This is a genomic window from Pseudomonas sp. CFBP 13719, from assembly GCF_014842095.1.
Taxonomy (GTDB): Bacteria; Pseudomonadota; Gammaproteobacteria; order Pseudomonadales; family Pseudomonadaceae; genus Aquipseudomonas.
This window is the reverse complement of record NZ_JACYVB010000007.1, coordinates 273,401-289,103: the sequence shown is the minus strand read 5'-3', so window position 1 is coordinate 289,103 and position 15,703 is coordinate 273,401. Positions and strand designations below refer to the sequence as shown.

At 64.0% G+C, this 15,703-nt stretch carries 13 protein-coding genes; 7 read left to right on the top strand and 6 right to left on the bottom strand.

From position 1 onward, the window contains the following. Positions 1-5: 5 nt before the first annotated feature. The gene (locus tag IFT57_RS20985) at positions 6-1,445 is read right to left on the bottom strand and encodes an aminotransferase-like domain-containing protein (RefSeq protein WP_192152558.1); all 1,440 of its coding nucleotides are present in this window, start codon (positions 1,443-1,445) and stop codon (positions 6-8) included. A gap of 165 nt (positions 1,446-1,610) precedes the next feature. On the opposite strand from IFT57_RS20985, the gene IFT57_RS20980 reads away from it, so the two are divergent. Beyond that, positions 1,611-1,847 (top strand): DUF1127 domain-containing protein, encoded by a 237-nt coding sequence (locus IFT57_RS20980; protein ID WP_192152557.1) that lies wholly within the window; start codon positions 1,611-1,613, stop codon positions 1,845-1,847. A gap of 36 nt (positions 1,848-1,883) precedes the next feature. Here IFT57_RS20980 and IFT57_RS20975 read toward each other — a convergent pair whose 3' ends face one another. After that, complete coding sequence (locus tag IFT57_RS20975; RefSeq protein ID WP_122716030.1) at positions 1,884-3,176, bottom strand: NAD(P)/FAD-dependent oxidoreductase; 1,293 nt, start codon at positions 3,174-3,176, stop codon at positions 1,884-1,886. Positions 3,177-3,286: 110 nt separating this feature from the next. Between IFT57_RS20975 and IFT57_RS20970 the strand changes: the two genes are divergently transcribed. Further along, positions 3,287-3,640 (top strand): YkgJ family cysteine cluster protein, encoded by a 354-nt coding sequence (locus IFT57_RS20970; protein WP_122479951.1) that lies wholly within the window; start codon positions 3,287-3,289, stop codon positions 3,638-3,640. 12 nt (positions 3,641-3,652) lie between these two features. Here IFT57_RS20970 and IFT57_RS20965 read toward each other — a convergent pair whose 3' ends face one another. Continuing rightward, a complete protein-coding gene (locus tag IFT57_RS20965; RefSeq protein ID WP_043192202.1) occupies positions 3,653-4,141 on the bottom strand; it encodes an Lrp/AsnC ligand binding domain-containing protein in 489 nt (162 codons plus the stop codon). A 156-nt stretch (positions 4,142-4,297) separates the two neighbouring features. Here IFT57_RS20965 and dadA point away from each other — a divergent pair, with 156 nt between their 5' ends. The 4 genes from dadA to IFT57_RS20945 all read left to right on the top strand — a co-directional run bounded on the left by dadA (position 4,298) and on the right by IFT57_RS20945 (position 9,370). After that, a complete protein-coding gene (gene dadA / locus IFT57_RS20960) occupies positions 4,298-5,599 on the top strand; it encodes a D-amino acid dehydrogenase (protein ID WP_122796145.1) in 1,302 nt (433 codons plus the stop codon). 74 nt (positions 5,600-5,673) lie between these two features. Then, positions 5,674-6,741, top strand: coding sequence for an alanine racemase (alr, locus tag IFT57_RS20955; protein ID WP_192152556.1), 1,068 nt, complete (start codon positions 5,674-5,676; stop codon positions 6,739-6,741). A 138-nt stretch (positions 6,742-6,879) separates the two neighbouring features. Next, the gene (locus IFT57_RS20950) at positions 6,880-7,428 is read left to right on the top strand and encodes a cupin domain-containing protein (protein ID WP_122479948.1); all 549 of its coding nucleotides are present in this window, start codon (positions 6,880-6,882) and stop codon (positions 7,426-7,428) included. A 10-nt stretch (positions 7,429-7,438) separates the two neighbouring features. Further along, entirely contained in the window at positions 7,439-9,370 is a 1,932-nt protein-coding gene (locus IFT57_RS20945) for an acetyl-CoA hydrolase/transferase family protein (protein ID WP_192152555.1), read from the top strand. 284 nt (positions 9,371-9,654) lie between these two features. Here the strand turns inward: IFT57_RS20945 and IFT57_RS20940 are convergent, their stop codons facing one another. Both IFT57_RS20940 and rep read right to left on the bottom strand, forming a co-directional pair. Further along, a complete protein-coding gene (locus IFT57_RS20940; protein ID WP_122716026.1) occupies positions 9,655-10,227 on the bottom strand; it encodes a xanthine phosphoribosyltransferase in 573 nt (190 codons plus the stop codon). Between the two features lie 58 nt (positions 10,228-10,285). Further along, positions 10,286-12,295, bottom strand: coding sequence for a DNA helicase Rep (gene rep, locus IFT57_RS20935; RefSeq protein WP_192152554.1), 2,010 nt, complete (start codon positions 12,293-12,295; stop codon positions 10,286-10,288). Between the two features lie 214 nt (positions 12,296-12,509). Between rep and IFT57_RS20930 the strand changes: the two genes are divergently transcribed. Beyond that, a complete protein-coding gene (locus IFT57_RS20930; RefSeq protein ID WP_192152553.1) occupies positions 12,510-14,180 on the top strand; it encodes a putative bifunctional diguanylate cyclase/phosphodiesterase in 1,671 nt (556 codons plus the stop codon). Here IFT57_RS20930 and IFT57_RS20925 read toward each other — a convergent pair. Beyond that, positions 14,161-15,540, bottom strand: coding sequence for a NorM family multidrug efflux MATE transporter (locus tag IFT57_RS20925; RefSeq protein WP_192152552.1), 1,380 nt, complete (start codon positions 15,538-15,540; stop codon positions 14,161-14,163). The genes IFT57_RS20930 and IFT57_RS20925 overlap by 20 nt on opposite strands. Positions 15,541-15,703 lie beyond the last annotated feature (163 nt).

The window sequence follows — 15,703 nt, the reverse complement described above, 5'->3', positions numbered from 1 at the left end:
GGCCGTCAAAGGTCGGCATCGGGGTGTGGATTTTCCACCAGCAGTTGCCGTGCGCAGCTGCCCACCGCGCGCACCGCGGTCTCTATCTGCGGCGTGGGCTTGCTGGCGAAGTTCATGCGCAGGCAATTACGGTATTTGCCCGACGCCGAAAAAATGCTGCCCACGGCGATCTGCACGCCCTGATCGAGCAGCAGGCGGTTGAGCTTGAGGGTATCGAAGCCGTCGGGCAATTCGACCCACAGCATGAAGCCACCTTGCGGGCGGCTGCAGCGGGTGCCGGCGGGAAAGTAGCGAGTGACCCAGTCGATCATCAGGTCGCGGCTGCGCTGGTATTGGGTGCGCATGCGCCGCAGGTGGGGTTCGTAATGGCCACCCTTGATGAACTCGGCGATGGCCAGCTGCGGCTGTGTCGCTGTCGACCCGGTGCCGATGTATTTCATGTGCAGCACCCGTTCCAGGTAGCGGCCCGGGGCGACGAAACCGATCCGCAGGCCGGGCGCCAGGGTTTTGGAGAACGAACTGCACAACAGCACCCGGCCGTCTTCGTCGAACGACTTGATCGTGCGCGGACGTGGGTAGCTGAAGGCCAGGTCGCCATACACATCGTCCTCGATGATCGCCACGTCGAAGCGCTGGGCGAGCGTCAGCAGCGCGCGCTTGCGGGCTTCGGGCATGACGTAGCCCAGCGGGTTGTTGCAGTTGGGCGTCAGCTGTATGGCCTTGATCGGCCACTGCTCCAATGCCAGTTCAAGTGCCTGCAGGCTGATGCCGGTCAGCGGGTCGGTGGGGATTTCCAGGGCCTTCATGCCCAAGCCCTTGAGCGTCTGCATGGCGCCGAAGAAGCTCGGTGAGTCCACGGCGACGATATCGCCGGGTTCGCAGATGGCACGCACGCTGGCCGACAGCGCCTCGTGGCAGCCAGTGGTGACCACCAGTTCACCAACGCCCAACTGGCAGCCGGCATCCACCAGCAACCGGGCAATCTGCTCGCGCAGGGCCTGGGTGCCATACAGCGAATCGTAGTACAGGCCCGGCATGGCCTGGTGCCGGCTCAGGCGAGCCAGCTCGCGCAGCAGGGGGCGCAGGGTCGGGCTGCTGACATCGGGCATGCCGCGGCCCAGCTGCACCACATCATCACGAGGCGCGGCGCGCATCAGTTCGACCACCTGGTCCCACTGCGAGATTTCCACCGGACGCTGCATGGGCCGGCCTACCGCTGGCAGCGCCGGCAGCTCGCGAGCGGTGGGTACGAAATAGCCGGATTTGGGCCGCGGTGCCGCCAAGCCGTGGTCTTCGAGCTGGCGATAGGCTTGCTGCACGGTGCTCAGGCTGACGCCGTGCTCGATGCTCAGGGCGCGTACCGAGGGCAGCCGATCACCAGGGCGGTAGAGGCCTTGTTCGATGCGCTGACTGAGCAGCTGGGCGAGGTTCATGTACAGGGTCATAGAGTCGCTCGAGCAAAGAACCATACAGATACGCTTAAAATACAGCATTCAGACCAGCATTTCAGCTTTCTGTATGGAAAACATAAGAGCTTTTTGAATCTGTATGAGATGCCCATTGCTACGGCACCATGGCCTTGCTGTTTAAACACTTCAAGGAGAACGGCCATGAATGGCTTGACCGATGTACGTCTGCTGCTGCGCACCGAAGAATTGCGGGAAGAGCCAAGGCTGCGTCCCTGCGCCGAGCGCGCACCGGCGGAGCTGGGGCGTTGGGCGCTGATGCTGCATCACCTGCGCACACGGCCAGCCTTGCTGGAACTGGACAAGGACCAGTTGCGCGATATCGGCCTGGATGTGCAGCAGGCGCGTAGCGAGGGCTTGAAGCCGTTCTGGCGCCTGTAGTCGTGCGAGTTCTTGGCGGCTGCAGCGTTCGCGGCTCTAGCCCAGTTCCTTGAACCGGTGCCAGAGCATGCCCAGCGCCAGCAGCGGCGAGCGCAGGTGACGACCGCCGGGAAAGGTCATGTGCGGCACCTTGGCGAACAGGTCGAAGCCGCGGCTGGCCTGGCCGCTGATGGCCTCGCCGAGCAGCTTGCCGGCCAGGTGGGTGACGTTCAGGCCATGCCCGGAGTAGGCCTGGGCGTAGAACACGTTGGGTTGTTCCTTGAGCCGGCCGATCTGCGGCAGACGGTTGGCACCGATGCCGATCATGCCGCCCCACTGATAGTCGATGCGCACATCCGCCAGTTGCGGGAACACCTCGAGCATCTTGGGCCGCATGTACTGGGCGATATCCTTCGGGTCACGCCCTGAATAGTGACAGGCACCGCCGAACAGCAAGCGCCGATCGGCAGACAATCGGTAGTAGTCGACCGTCACTCGCTGGTCGCACACCGCCGTGTTGCGCGGCAGCAGCTGCCGCGCCTGCTCGGCAGCCAGTGGCTCGGTGGCAATGATATAGCTGCCTGCAGGCAGCACCTTGCCGCTCAGCTGTGGGTTGAGATCGTTCAGGTAGGCATTGCAGCCCAGCACCAGATAGCGGGCGCGTACCTGGCCTTGAGCGCTGTGCACGCGCACCTGCGGGCCATACTCGATGCGTGTCACCCGCGAGTGCTCGAAAAGCTGCACACCCAGCTGCCGCGCCACCTCGGCTTCGCCCAAGGCCAGGTTCAGCGGATGCAGGTGGCCGGAGCCCATGTCGACCAGGCCGCCGTGGTAGCGATCCGAGCCGACCACGCTGCGCATGTCCTGCGCCTCGACGATCTGCAACTCGTGGGCGTAGCCGAGGCTGCGCAACGCTTCGGCTTCTTCCATGAAGCCCTGCAACTGGGCTGGTTTGTTGGCCAGGTCACAGTAACCCCAGGTCATGTCGCACTCGATACGATGCTGGTCGATGCGCCGGCGCACGATTTCCACCGCTTCCAGCCCCATCAGGGTCAGGTCGCGCACCCCGTCGTCGCCGATGACCTTGCGAAACTGCTCCAGGCCGTGGCCGACACCACGAATCAATTGCCCGCCGTTGCGCCCGCTGGCGCCCCAGCCGATCTGCCGGGCTTCGAGCAGCGCGACGCTGAGCCCGCGCTGAGCCAGCTCGATGGCGGTGTTGAGCCCGGAGAAACCGCCGCCCACCACGCAGACGTCGACGCTGACCTCACCCAGCAGGGGCGGGTATACCGGCTGCCGGTGCAGGCTGGCGGCGTAGTACGAAGCGGCGTGCTCGGCGTGAGCATTCATGGATAGGGTCCTGATGGCAGTGTTTGGAAAATCTGACGCAGCATAAGCCGGGGTTTCCCATGGCGGCAACCGCGCGGCACAATGGCGCCTTGCCCACCAGGTGACTCGTCATGAGCTGCAACAGCCACAAGCTCCGCTTTCTTCGCGAGCAGATTCCCTCGTTCGAATGCGTGCCGGGTTGCCATGACTGCTGCGGTCCGGTGACCACATCGTCCGAGGAAATGGCCCGGCTGCCGCGCAAGACGGCCGCCGAGCAGGAGGCCGCGATGGCCCGCCTCGACTGTGTGCACCTGGGGCCGCAGGGATGCACGGTGTATGAAGAGCGCCCGCTGATCTGCCGGCTGTTCGGCACCACCCCGACGTTGCCGTGCCCCAATGGGCGGCGTCCGACAGAGCTGATCGATCCGGCCGTGGAGCATCAGGTGCACAAGCTGATCGCCAGTACCCGTCAGGTGCTGGTCTGAAGCGTCCGTGGATCAGTCCGGCACCGGCAGGTTCAGGCTTTCCTTCACTTCTTCCATGACGATGTAGCTCTTGGATTCGCGCACGTGGGGCAGTTTCAGCAGGATATCGCCCAGCAGCTTGCGGTAGGACGCCATCTCCGAGATACGCGCCTTGACCAAATAGTCGAAGTCACCCGACACCAGATGGCATTCCAGTACATGGGGCAGCTTGAGCACGGCGCGGCGAAACTCTTCGAAGGTGTCGCCCGACTTGTAGTCCAGGCTGATCTCGACGAACACCAGCAGGCTGCCGCGCAGGTGCTGCGGATTGAGCCGGGCGTAATAGCCCATGATGATGCCTTCGCGCTCCAGGCGACGGACCCGCTCGGTGCAGGGGGTGGTCGACAGGCCGACCTTCTCGCCCAGTTCGGTGAACGACATGCGCCCGTCGGCCTGCAGGATGCGCAGGATGTTGCGGTCGATCTTGTCGAGTTCGCGTTTGCTCTGGTGCTGGGTACGCACAGGCGATGCCCCTCCGTTAAAGCGCTGATGGCCGAGAATTGTCGCCAAATATAGCCTTGCATACAGTGAAAAGCACTGGCTGGACCTTTTTATACTGCCCACATCTTCGGACCTAACATCTTACGTCAGCGGATTTCCGCGATGAGGGCGACACACATGCGCGTTCTGGTACTCGGTAGTGGTGTGATCGGCACCGTCAGTGCCTATTATCTGGCTCGGCAGGGCATGGATGTGACCGTGGTCGATCGCCAGCCGGCCGTCGCCATGGAAACCAGCTTCGCCAATGCCGGGCAGGTGTCGCCGGGCTATGCCTCGCCCTGGGCGGCGCCAGGTGTGCCGCTCAAGGCGATCAAATGGCTGCTGGAACGCCATTCACCGCTGGCGATCAAGCTGACCGGCGATGTCGACCAGTACCTGTGGATGGCGCAGATGCTGCGCAACTGCACCGCCAGCCGCTATGCGGTGAACAAGGAGCGCATGGTGCGCCTGTCCGAGTACAGCCGCGACTGCCTCGACGAGCTGCGCGCGGAAACCGGCATCGCCTACGAAGGCCGGACCCTGGGCACTACCCAGCTGTTCCGTACCCAGGCGCAACTGGACAACGCGGCCAAGGACATCGCCGTGCTGGAACAGTCCGGCGTGCCCTACGAATTGCTCGACCGAGAGGGCATTGCCCGCGTCGAGCCGGCCCTGGCATCGGTGACCGGCATCCTGGCTGGCGCCCTGCGCCTGCCTAACGACCAGACCGGCGATTGCCAGATGTTCACCACCCGCCTGGCGCAGATGGCCAAGGATCTGGGCGTGCAGTTCCGCTTCGGCCAGGCCATCGAGCGGCTGGATTTCGCCGGCGACCGCATCAACGGTGTCTGGATCGACGGCAAGCTGGAAACCGCCGACCGCTACGTGCTGGCGCTGGGCAGCTATTCGCCGCAATTGCTCAAGCCGCTGGGCATCAAGGCGCCGGTCTACCCGCTCAAGGGCTATTCGCTGACCGTGCCGATCACCAACCCGGCGATGGCGCCGACCTCGACCATTCTCGACGAGAGCTACAAGGTCGCGATCACCCGTTTCGACAACCGTATCCGCGTGGGCGGGATGGCCGAAATCGCCGGCTTCGACCTGAGCCTGAACCCGCGTCGCCGCGAGACCCTGGAAATGATCGTCAATGACTTGTACCCGCAGGGTGGCGATCTGGCCCAGGCCAGTTTCTGGACCGGACTGCGGCCAACCACCCCCGACGGTACGCCGATCGTCGGTGCCACGCCGTTCAAGAACCTGTTTCTCAACACCGGTCACGGCACCCTGGGCTGGACCATGGCGTGCGGTTCGGGGCGCTTGCTTGCCGACCTGATCGCGCGTAAAACGCCGCAGATCAGCGCTGCCGGTCTCGACATATCGCGCTACGGACAGCCGCACGACACGGTTCGCCGAGGCCAGTCAGCGCCGGCGCATTCGTAAGTTTCACCCATGCTCCTCGCCCGGTTCGGTATGCAACCGGGCGACTTCGTCAACTTTTGCACAAGAAGCCCGCCATGCGTCCAGCTCGCGCCTTGATCGACCTTTCGGCCTTGCGCCACAACTATCGCCTGGCGCGTGGAATGAGCGGGGCCAAGGCGCTGGCAGTGGTCAAGGCCGACGCCTACGGTCACGGTGCAGTGCGCTGCGCGCAAGCGTTGGAAGACGAAGCGGACGGGTTCGCCGTGGCCTGCATCGAGGAAGCCCTGCAACTGCGCGCAGCCGGTATCGAGGCCCCGGTATTGCTGCTCGAAGGTTTTTTCGAAGCCAGCGAACTGCCCCTCATTACCGAGCATGGGCTGTGGTGCGTGGTGCATTCGCTGTGGCAGCTTGAAGCCATCGAGCAGGCGCGTTTGAGCCAGCCGTTGCAGGTCTGGCTCAAGCTCGACTCGGGCATGCACCGCGTGGGCTTGCATCCCAAGGATTACCAGAGCGCCTATCAGCGGTTGCTGGCCAGTGGCAAGGTGGCCAAGATCGTGCTGATGAGTCATTTCGCCCGCGCCGATGAACTGGACAGCCCCAGCAGTACCGAGCAACTGGCGGTGTTCGACACGGCGCGCCAAGGCCTGTCCGCCGAAATCAGCCTGCGCAACTCTCCGGCCGTGCTTGGCTGGCCGCAGATCCCCAGCGACTGGGTACGTCCCGGCATCATGCTCTACGGCGCCACACCGTTCGAAACCGCCACCCCTGCCAGCGCCGCTCTGCAGCCGGTGATGACCCTGCAATCCAAAGTCATCAGCGTGCGTGAGCTGCCTGCCGGGGAGGCCGTGGGCTACGGGGCGCGCTTCGTCACCCAGCGGCCGAGCCGAATCGGCGTGGTGGCCATGGGTTATGCCGATGGCTACCCGCGCCTGGCACCCAATGGTACGCCGGTGCTGGTCGACGGCGTACGCACTGGGTTGGCAGGGCGGGTGTCGATGGACATGCTCAATGTCGACCTGACCGATGTGCCCCATGCCGGCGTCGGCAGCACGGTCGAACTGTGGGGCAAGCAGGTGCTGGCCAGCGACGTGGCCCATGCTGCCGGGACCATCGCCTACCAGATCTTCTGCAACCTGCGCCGGGTGCCTCTGCAGTACATCTGACGCAACCTCTGGCGCCACGGCTGGGGCGCGTTGCGCCCATGTGCCGCGGCAGCGCCTGCCAATGTGTTGTAAATCCCGAACGCTGTTGCCATGATACCGGCCATCATGAACTGCACAGCATTCCAGGAGGCTTACGCATTGGACGTCGGCGAACGACTGCAAGCCATTCGCAAACTCAAGGGTTTGTCCCAGCGTGAACTCGCCAAACGGGCGGGCGTCACCAACAGCACCATTTCCATGATCGAGAAGAACAGCGTGAGTCCCTCGATCAGCTCGCTGCGCAAGGTGCTGGGCGGGATTCCGATGTCCATGGTCGAGTTCTTTTCCGAAGAGCTGCAGGCCGAACGGCCAACCCAGGTGGTCTACAAGGCCAGCGAGCTGATCGATATCTCCGACGGCGCGGTGACCATGAAGCTGGTGGGCAAGGCCCATCCAAGCCGGGCCATCGCCTTTCTCAGCGAGGTCTATCCGCCGGGTGCCGACACGGGCATGGAAATGCTCATGCATGAGGGCGAGGAGACCGGCATCCTGGTGGAAGGGCGCCTGGAACTGGTGGTTGGCCAGGACACCTACGTGCTGGAAGAGGGCGACAGCTACTACTTCGAAAGCAGCAAGCCGCATCGCTTCCGCAATCCGTTCGATACGCCTGCCCGTTTGATCAGTGCCGCCACACCGGCGAATTTCTAAGGAGCCAGCCATGGTCCACCGATGTTCAATCGAGGCGGCCGTGGACCAGGTCCTGGAGCGACTCCCCCGCCATATTCACATGGGCATGCCGTTGGGCCTGGGCAAACCCAACCGCTTCGTCAACGCGCTGTATGCCCGGATCAAAAGCCTTCCCCAGCGACGCCTGACGATCTACACCGCACTGGTGCTGGGCCGGCCACCTTTGGGCGACGGCTTGCAGAAGCGCTTGCTCGAACCCTTCGTGGAGCGCGTTTTCGGTGACTATCCCGAGTTCGAGTTTCTCGCCGACCTGCGCCGTGACGAGCTGCCTGCAAACGTCAGCGTGCAGCAATTCTTCATGCAGCCGGGCAGTTTGTTGAGCAGCACGACGGCGCAGCAGAGCTATATCAGCAGCAACTACAGCCACGCCGCTCGCGACATCAATGCCAAGGGGCTGAATCTGGTGGCGCAACTGGTCAGCCAGCACCCCGAGCAGGCCGGTCGGCTGAGCCTGAGCTGCAATCCGGACATCACCCTGGACCTGCTGCCGATGATCGAAAAGCGTCGCGCTGCGGGCGAGACCATCCTGGTGCTGGGCCAGGTCCACGAGGCACTGCCGTTCATGCCGGGCAGTGCCGAAATCGACAGCGAGGCCTTTGACCTGCTGGTCGATATCCCAGAGCGCTCGACGCTGTTCTCGACGCCGAACATGCCGGTCGGCCTGCAGGATCATTTCATCGGTCTGCACGCCAGCACCCTGGTGCGCGACGGCGGCACCCTGCAGATCGGCATCGGTGCAATGGGCGACGCGCTGAGCGCCGCCTTGCTCGCGCGTCAGGCGGACAACGGCGGCTACCGGGCGCTGCTCGCTGAACTCGATCTGTCGCCCTGGCAGGCGTTGATCCAGGCCGAAGGTGGGGTGGAGCCTTTTGCTACCGGCCTGTACGGCTGCAGCGAGATGTTCGTCAACGGCCTGCTGGCCCTGGCCGAAGCAGGCGTGATACGCCGCAAGGTGTATCCCGACGTAGCCCGCCAGGCGGCGGCCAACGCCGGTGTGCTGCACGCCGACGAGGACCGGGACGGGGTGGTGGTGCACGGCGGTTTCTTCCTCGGACCGAGCAGTTTCTACGAGCGCCTGCGCGAGCTGCCCCCGGCCAGCCTTGCACAGTTCGACATGACCGCGATCAGCTACATCAACGAGTTGTACAGCGAAGAGCAGCTCAAGCGTCTGCAGCGGCGCGATGCGCGCTTCATCAATACCGTGTTCACGGCCACGGTCATGGGCGCGGCGGTGTCGGACCAGCTCGAAGACGGTCGGGTCATCAGCGGGGTCGGCGGGCAATACAATTTCGTCGTGCAGGGGCATGCCCTGGAAGGCGCGCGTTCGGTGCTGATCCTGCGCAGCTGGCGCGAGTCGGCAGGCGTGATCAGTTCCAACGTGCTGTGGGACTACGGCCATTGCACGATTCCACGGCACCTGCGCGACATCGTCGTGACCGAGTACGGCATTGCCGACTTGCGTGGGCGTACCGACGCCGAGGTGATCGAGGCGATGATCAACATCAGCGATTCGCGCTTTCAGGCCAGCTTGATCGACGAAGCCCAGCGTGCCGGCAAGTTGAGTAGGGATTTCGTGCTCGATCCGCGCTTTGCGAACAACACCAGCGAGCGTCTGCAGGCGGTTCGCGAGCGGCATGCGCCACTGTTTCCGGAGTATCCGCTGGGGTGTGACTTTACCGAAGAGGAAAAGGACCTGCTGCGGGCGCTGAATTGGCTCAAGAGCAAGTTCAAGCTCAGCGAAATGCTCGAACTGGGCAAGGCGGCGCTCGAAGCTCCGCAGGCCAATCGCTACCCGCTGCACCTGCAGCGCATGGCGCTGGACCAGCCGCAGGGCTTGCGCGAAGAGCTTTACCAGCGCCTGGTACTGGCCGCGCTGCAGGAGACCGAGACCCCGGTGTTCTAGGCGCTACACCGCGTGGCTCCCTTCGCGGCCGATGACCGCTCCTACGCAGGCCAATGATGCCAGCCATGGCGGTCTGGGTCACTCCTACGCAGGCCGATGATGCCAGCCATAGCGGTCTGGGTCGCTCCTACGCAGGCCAATGATGCCAGCCATGGCGGTCATGGGTCGCTCCTACGCAGGCCGATGATGCCAGCCATAGCGGTCTGGGTCGCTCCTACGCAGGCCGATGATGCTCGCCGTAGGAGCGGTCATCGGCCGCGAATGGCTGGATGCGGTGTATCAGGTCACTCCAGGAAGGTCACGACGCCATTGGCCAGTGACTGCACGCGCGCCAGGGACTCTACGCGATAGCCCTGTGCATCGAGTTCGGCGCGGCCGCCCTGGAAGGATTTTTCGATGACGATACCCAGCCCGGCCAGCTTGGCGCCGGCCTGGTTGATGATCGAAATCAACGCCTGCGACGCCTTGCCGTTGGCCAGGAAATCGTCGATCACCAGCACGGTATCGCTGCTGTTCAAATGACGCGGCGAAATGGCCACGGTGCTTTCGGTCTGTTTGGTGAACGAATACACCGAAGCCACCAGCAGGTTTTCCGTCAACGTCAGCGACTGATGCTTGCGCGCGAAGATCACCGGCACGCCCAGGCGCAGCCCGGCCATCACCGCCGGCGCGATACCCGAGGCCTCGATGGTGACGATCTTGGTGATCCCGGCATCGGCGAAGCGGCGGGCGAACTCGTCGCCGATCTGCTGCATCAAGAGCGGATCGATCTGGTGATTGAGAAAGGCATCGACCTTCAATACCTGATCGGAAAGCACGATGCCTTCTTCGCGAATCTTTTTGTGCAGAGCTTCCACGGTGGTTCCTCGATGTACCAATGTGCGCAGGCCGGCTGTGGCCCGGGCAGGGTTGAATTCAGCGTTTGAGCATGGCGCGGATATCGGCCAATGCAGTATTGCCGCGCACGGCTTTGACTTCCGTGGGCGTATCGTCGTTGCCTTCCCAGGCCAGATCGTCGGGCGGCAGTTCGTCGAGGAAGCGGCTGGGCGCGCAATCGATGATCTCACCGTACTGCTTGCGCTTGGCGGCAAAGGTGAACGCCAGGGTCTGCCGCGCGCGGGTGATGCCCACGTAGGCCAGACGGCGTTCCTCCTCGATGGTGTCGGCTTCGATACTGGAACGGTGCGGCAGGATTTCCTCTTCCATGCCCATGATGAACACATAGGGAAACTCCAGCCCCTTGGACGCATGCAGGGTCATCATCTGTACGCCCTCGGCACCGTCCTCTTCCTCCTGCTGACGTTCGAGCATGTCGCGCAGCACCAGCTTGCCGATCGCTTCCTCGACCGTCATGGCGCCGTCTTCGTCCTTCTCCAGGGTGTTCTTCAAGGCCTCGACCAGAAACCACACGTTGCTCATGCGGTAGTCGGCGGCCTTCTCGCTGGAGCTGTTGGTGCGCAGCCACTGCTCGTAGTCGATGTCCATGATCATGCTGCGCAGCGTGCCGATCGGGTCTTCGCCGGCGCACTGCTCGCGGACCTTGTCCATGTAGCGTTTGAAGCGGCCCAGGCGATCGGTGAAGCGTGCATCCAGATGTTCGCCCAGGCCGATCTCGTCGGTGGCCGCGTACATCGAGATCTTGCGCTCGGTGGCATAGTTGCCGAGCTTTTCCAGGGTCGTCGAGCCGATTTCCCGGCGTGGCACGTTGATCACCCGGAGGAAGGCGTTATCGTCGTCCGGGTTCACGATGAGGCGGAAGTAGGCCATTAGGTCCTTCACTTCCTGACGCCCGAAGAAGCTGTTGCCGCCGCTCAGGCGATACGGAATCTGATGGTGCTGCAACTTCAGCTCGATGAGCTTGGCCTGGTAGTTGCCCCGGTAGAGGATGGCGAAGTCACTGTAGGGCCGGTCGGTGCGCAGGTGCAGGCTGAGAATCTCGACGGCCACCCGCTCGGCCTCGGCATCTTCGTTGCGGCAGCGGATCACGCGGATTTCATCGCCGTGACCCATTTCGCTCCACAACTGCTTTTCGAACGCGTGGGGGTTGTTCGAGATGAGCACGTTGGCGCAGCGCAGGATGCGGCTGGTGGAGCGATAGTTCTGCTCCAGCATGACCACCTTCAGCGACGGGTAGTCCTCCTTGAGCAGCATCAGGTTTTCCGGACGCGCGCCACGCCAGGCGTAGATCGACTGATCGTCGTCGCCGACCACGGTGAACTGGTTGCGCGTGCCGATCAGCAGCTTCACCAGCAGGTACTGGCTGGCGTTGGTGTCCTGATATTCGTCCACCAGCAGGTAGCGGACCTTGTTCTGCCATTTTTCGAGAACGTCGGGGTGGTCCTGAAACAGCTTGACCGGCAGCAGGATCAGGTCGTCGAAGTCCACCGCGTTGAACGCGCGCAGCGTACGCTGGTAGTGGCTGTAGACAATGGCGGCGGTCTGCTCCTTGGGGTTGCGCGCCTGCTCCAGCGCCTGGGGTGGCAGGACCAGGTCGTTCTTCCAGGCGCCGATCATGTTCTTGATCTCGTCGACGCCGTCCTCGCCCGAGTACTCCTTCTGCATGATGTCGGTCATCAGCGCTTTCACGTCGGCTTCGTCGAAGATCGAGAAGCCTGGCTTGAAGCCCAACCGCGCGTGTTCCTTGCGGATGACGTTGAGGCCCAGGTTGTGAAAGGTCGACACGGTCAGGCCGCGGCCCTCGCCGCCGCGCAGCAGGCTGCCGACGCGCTCCTTCATCTCGCGCGCCGCCTTGTTGGTGAAGGTCATGGCGACGATGTACTGAGCACGAATGCCGCAGTTCTGGATCAGATGGGCGATCTTGCGCGTGATCACGCTGGTCTTGCCGGAGCCTGCACCGGCGAGCACCAAAAGAGGGCCGCCGACGTAGTTCACGGCTTCTTGCTGCCGGGGGTTGAGTCGGGACATGACGGGAGTCACTGACGAAATGGCCGCGCATTTTAGCACCGCTGGTTCAACTGTGCCGCGACCGCAGATCCATTAAAATTTGCCGGTTTGCCGACTTTGCAGCAGGATGTGGTTACACGTTGACACGTACTGTGGATTGGGTCTGCCCCGAGCTGCTGGCGAGGCCGTTTTTAAGCGCTATCGAATGACTGTGAAACTGTCCCAAGGAGCTCGTTTGTCTACGCCTGTCGAACCCGCGCGGCTGTTGCTGCTGGCCCAGGATCGCACCTGGGCCACGTCGCTGCGCGAGTGTCTGGCGACCCTTGGCAATGTGGCCACATTGATCGAGGCGTCCGCCTGGGATCCTGTGGCCTCGCACTTCGACAACCAGCCCGGCACCTTGCTGCTGACCACCACCGCCCTGCTGCCGGCGCCGGGCCGTTGCGCGCTGCCGATCGTGCTGTTGCTGACCCAGGAGCCGGACGAACCGCCGCCGGGTGTCAGCGACTGGCTGGTGGCGGGCGAGCTCACCAGCGACACGCTGCGCCGCTGCCTGCGCCATGTGCGCGAGCGGGGCGTGCTGCAGGACACCCTGCAGCGCCTGGCCGAACAGGATCCGCTGACCGGCATTGCCAACCGCCCCGGTTTCCAGACGCTGCTCGCCGCGCGCCTGGCCGAGCAGGAGGGCCGTGGCGTAGCTTTGGGCCACCTGGACATGGACAACTTCCGCCATGCCAACGATGCGCTTGGGCACCAGGCCGGCGACCGGCTGATCCTGCAGGTGGTGGCGCGCCTGAAGAAGCAGCTCGAGGCGGGCGATCAGGTCGCCCGCCTGGGCAGCGACGAGTTCGCCCTGTTGCTCGATACCCGGCGGGACCCGTCACGGGCCGAGCGCCTGGCCGCCAACATCATCGAGGCCATGGCCGAGCCGTATTACGTGGACGGCGAGAGCCTGCTGATCGGCTGCAGCCTGGGCATTGCGCATGCCCGCGCCGGTGCTGGCGCCGATCCGCTGATGTGGCATGCGCACATCGCCATGCAGCAGGCCAAGAGCACCCAGGGCTGCAGCTATCATCTGTTCAACGAACGCATCAACCGTCATGCGCGCAGCCTGGCGGACCTGGAAAGCGAGCTGCGCCGCGCCCTGCGGCGTGACGAGCTGGAGCTGCACTACCAGCCACGGCTGGACCTGAGCGGCAATACCATCGTCGGTCTCGAGGCCCTGGTGCGCTGGCGCCACCGCGAGCGTGGCGTGCTTGCCCCCGGCGAGTTCGTGCCCCTGGCCGAGCAGAGCGGGCTGATCGTGCCTATGGGTTACTGGGTGATCGCCCGCGCCCTGCGCGACATGCAGACCCTGCGCGAAGGTGGCTTCGAACCATTGCACATGGCAATCAACCTGTCGTTCCGGCAGTTCCAGGACAGCCAGCTGCTCAGCACCCTGGGGCGCTTGATCGCCGAGCGCGGCATCGACGCCGGCTGGCTGGAATTCGAACTCACCGAAACCGCCGTGATGCGTCGCAACGACCTGGTAAAGCGGACCATGGACGCCCTGGGCTGCCTGGGCGTGCGTTTCTCTCTCGACGATTTCGGCACCGGGTTCTCTTCGTTTGTCCACCTGAGCAGCCTGCCGATCGCTTTGCTCAAGATCGACAAGAGCTTCGTCAGTGGCATGGAACAGCGTCCGGAAAACAGCAAGTTGGTCCACGCCATGATCAACCTGGCGCACAACCTCGACCTCAAGGTCGTTGCCGAGGGCGTCGAAACCCCCGAGCAGCTTGCGTTGCTGCGTGATTTCGGCTGCGATCAGGTGCAGGGCTACCTGATCAGCCGGCCCCTGCCATTGGAGCAGCTGCAGGCATTCCTGCGTTTCGGCCAGGCCCAGGCCATCAGGTCGCCAGCGCCGTAGGCCCGGCCAGGCGGCGCAGTCGGCGCATGCGCCACTCGAACGCCCAGGTCAAGGTACAGGCCGAGCACAGCAGGCCCAGCGCCAACCCCCACCACACGCCCACCGCACCCAGCTGGAAGTGAAACGCCAGGCTCCAGGCCGCTGGCGCACCGATGGCCCAATAGCAGAAAAGCCCTACCAGAAACGTGGTCTTGGCGTCCTTGAGGCCGCGAATGGCGCCCATGGCAATGGTCTGGATGCCGTCGAACATCTCGAACCAGGCCGCGACCGCCAACAGGCTGATTGCCAGCTCGATGACACCGTGGAAAGTCGGATCGGCCCGGTCCAGAAAGACGCCGACCAGAGGGCCTGGCGCGAGCCAGAACAGCAGGGCGAAGGCGAGCATCACCACTGCCCCGAAACCGATGCCGACCCGCCCGGCCAGGCGCGCAGCCAGCAAGTGCCCGGCGCCGTAGTGCTGGCCGATGCGCATGGTCACCGCGTAGGACATGCCGGCAGGCACCATGAAAGCCACCGAGATGATCTGCAGGGCAATCTGGTGCGCCGCCAGCGGCGTGCTGCCCATGGTGCCGATGCACAGCGCGGCGAAGGCGAACAGGCCGACTTCCACGGCGTAGGTGCCACCGATCGGCAGCCCCAATCGCCACAACTCGCGCAGGGCCGACAGGTTCGGTCGGGCCAGGCCCTTGAGCAGCGGGTAGGGCGTGTAGGCACGGTGATAGCGGATGTACAGCGCCAGCGCGATTGCCATCAGGTTGCTGACGATCGCGGTGACCATGCCGATGCCCACCAGGCCCAGTTTGGGCAAGCCGAACAGGCCCTCGATGAACGCATGGTTGAGCAGATAGTTGGCCACGGTGGCAATGATGCTGATGACCATCACCGGCGTGGCCCGGCCCAGCGCGGCAGTGAAGCCGCGCAGCGCCATGAAGCTCAGGAAGCCTGGCAGCGCGAAGGGCAGCAGCAAGAGGAACTGGGTGGCGAAAGCGACGTTGGCCGGAGTCTGCCCGAGCATGGCCAGGACCGGCCCCAGGTTCCACAACAGTACCGCCGCCACCGCTGCCATCCCCCATGCCAGCCATAACCCGGCCTGGGTCAGGCGCGCCACGCCTTGCTGGTCGTTGGCACCCTTGCGGATCGACACCAGGGTGCCGACTGCAGCGATCACGCCGATGCAGAAAATCGAGACGAAGGAGTAGCTGGCCGCCCCCAGGCCGCCGCCGGCCAGTGCCTCGGGGCTCAGGCGGGCCATCATCAGGGTGTCGGTCAGAACCATCAGCATGTGTGCCAGCTGCGAGGCGATCAGCGGCCCCGCCAGCCGAAGCAGGGCCTGAAGTTCGATACGTACGGTGGGCTGCATGATGAATCCGGCTCGGTCGGCTCAGGGGTGGGACGCAGGATTCTCGACCTTGTGGCAGCGCAACGCAAATCGCTGTGTAGCGTTCATGCCACAGCAGGGCGCTCAAGTATTCGTTCGAATCGCCGATGTAGCAGTACCAATAAGATCAAGGATGACAGGTGCT

What these genes read in the sequence shown, in the direction of transcription:
- IFT57_RS20970 (WP_122479951.1), top strand. Translation starts at nt 3,287, where the DNA reads ATGAGCTGCAACAGCCACAAGCTCCGCTTTCTTCGCGAGCAGATTCCC.
- IFT57_RS20980 (WP_192152557.1), top strand. Translation starts at nt 1,611, where the DNA reads ATGAATGGCTTGACCGATGTACGTCTGCTGCTGCGCACCGAAGAATTG.
- IFT57_RS20985 (WP_192152558.1), bottom strand. Translation starts at nt 1,445, where the DNA reads ATGACCCTGTACATGAACCTCGCCCAGCTGCTCAGTCAGCGCATCGAA.
- IFT57_RS20925 (WP_192152552.1), bottom strand. Translation starts at nt 15,540, where the DNA reads ATGCAGCCCACCGTACGTATCGAACTTCAGGCCCTGCTTCGGCTGGCG.
- IFT57_RS20975 (WP_122716030.1), bottom strand. Translation starts at nt 3,176, where the DNA reads ATGAATGCTCACGCCGAGCACGCCGCTTCGTACTACGCCGCCAGCCTG.
- IFT57_RS20945 (WP_192152555.1), top strand. Translation starts at nt 7,439, where the DNA reads ATGGTCCACCGATGTTCAATCGAGGCGGCCGTGGACCAGGTCCTGGAG.
- rep (WP_192152554.1), bottom strand. Translation starts at nt 12,295, where the DNA reads ATGTCCCGACTCAACCCCCGGCAGCAAGAAGCCGTGAACTACGTCGGC.
- alr (WP_192152556.1), top strand. Translation starts at nt 5,674, where the DNA reads ATGCGTCCAGCTCGCGCCTTGATCGACCTTTCGGCCTTGCGCCACAAC.
- dadA (WP_122796145.1), top strand. Translation starts at nt 4,298, where the DNA reads ATGCGCGTTCTGGTACTCGGTAGTGGTGTGATCGGCACCGTCAGTGCC.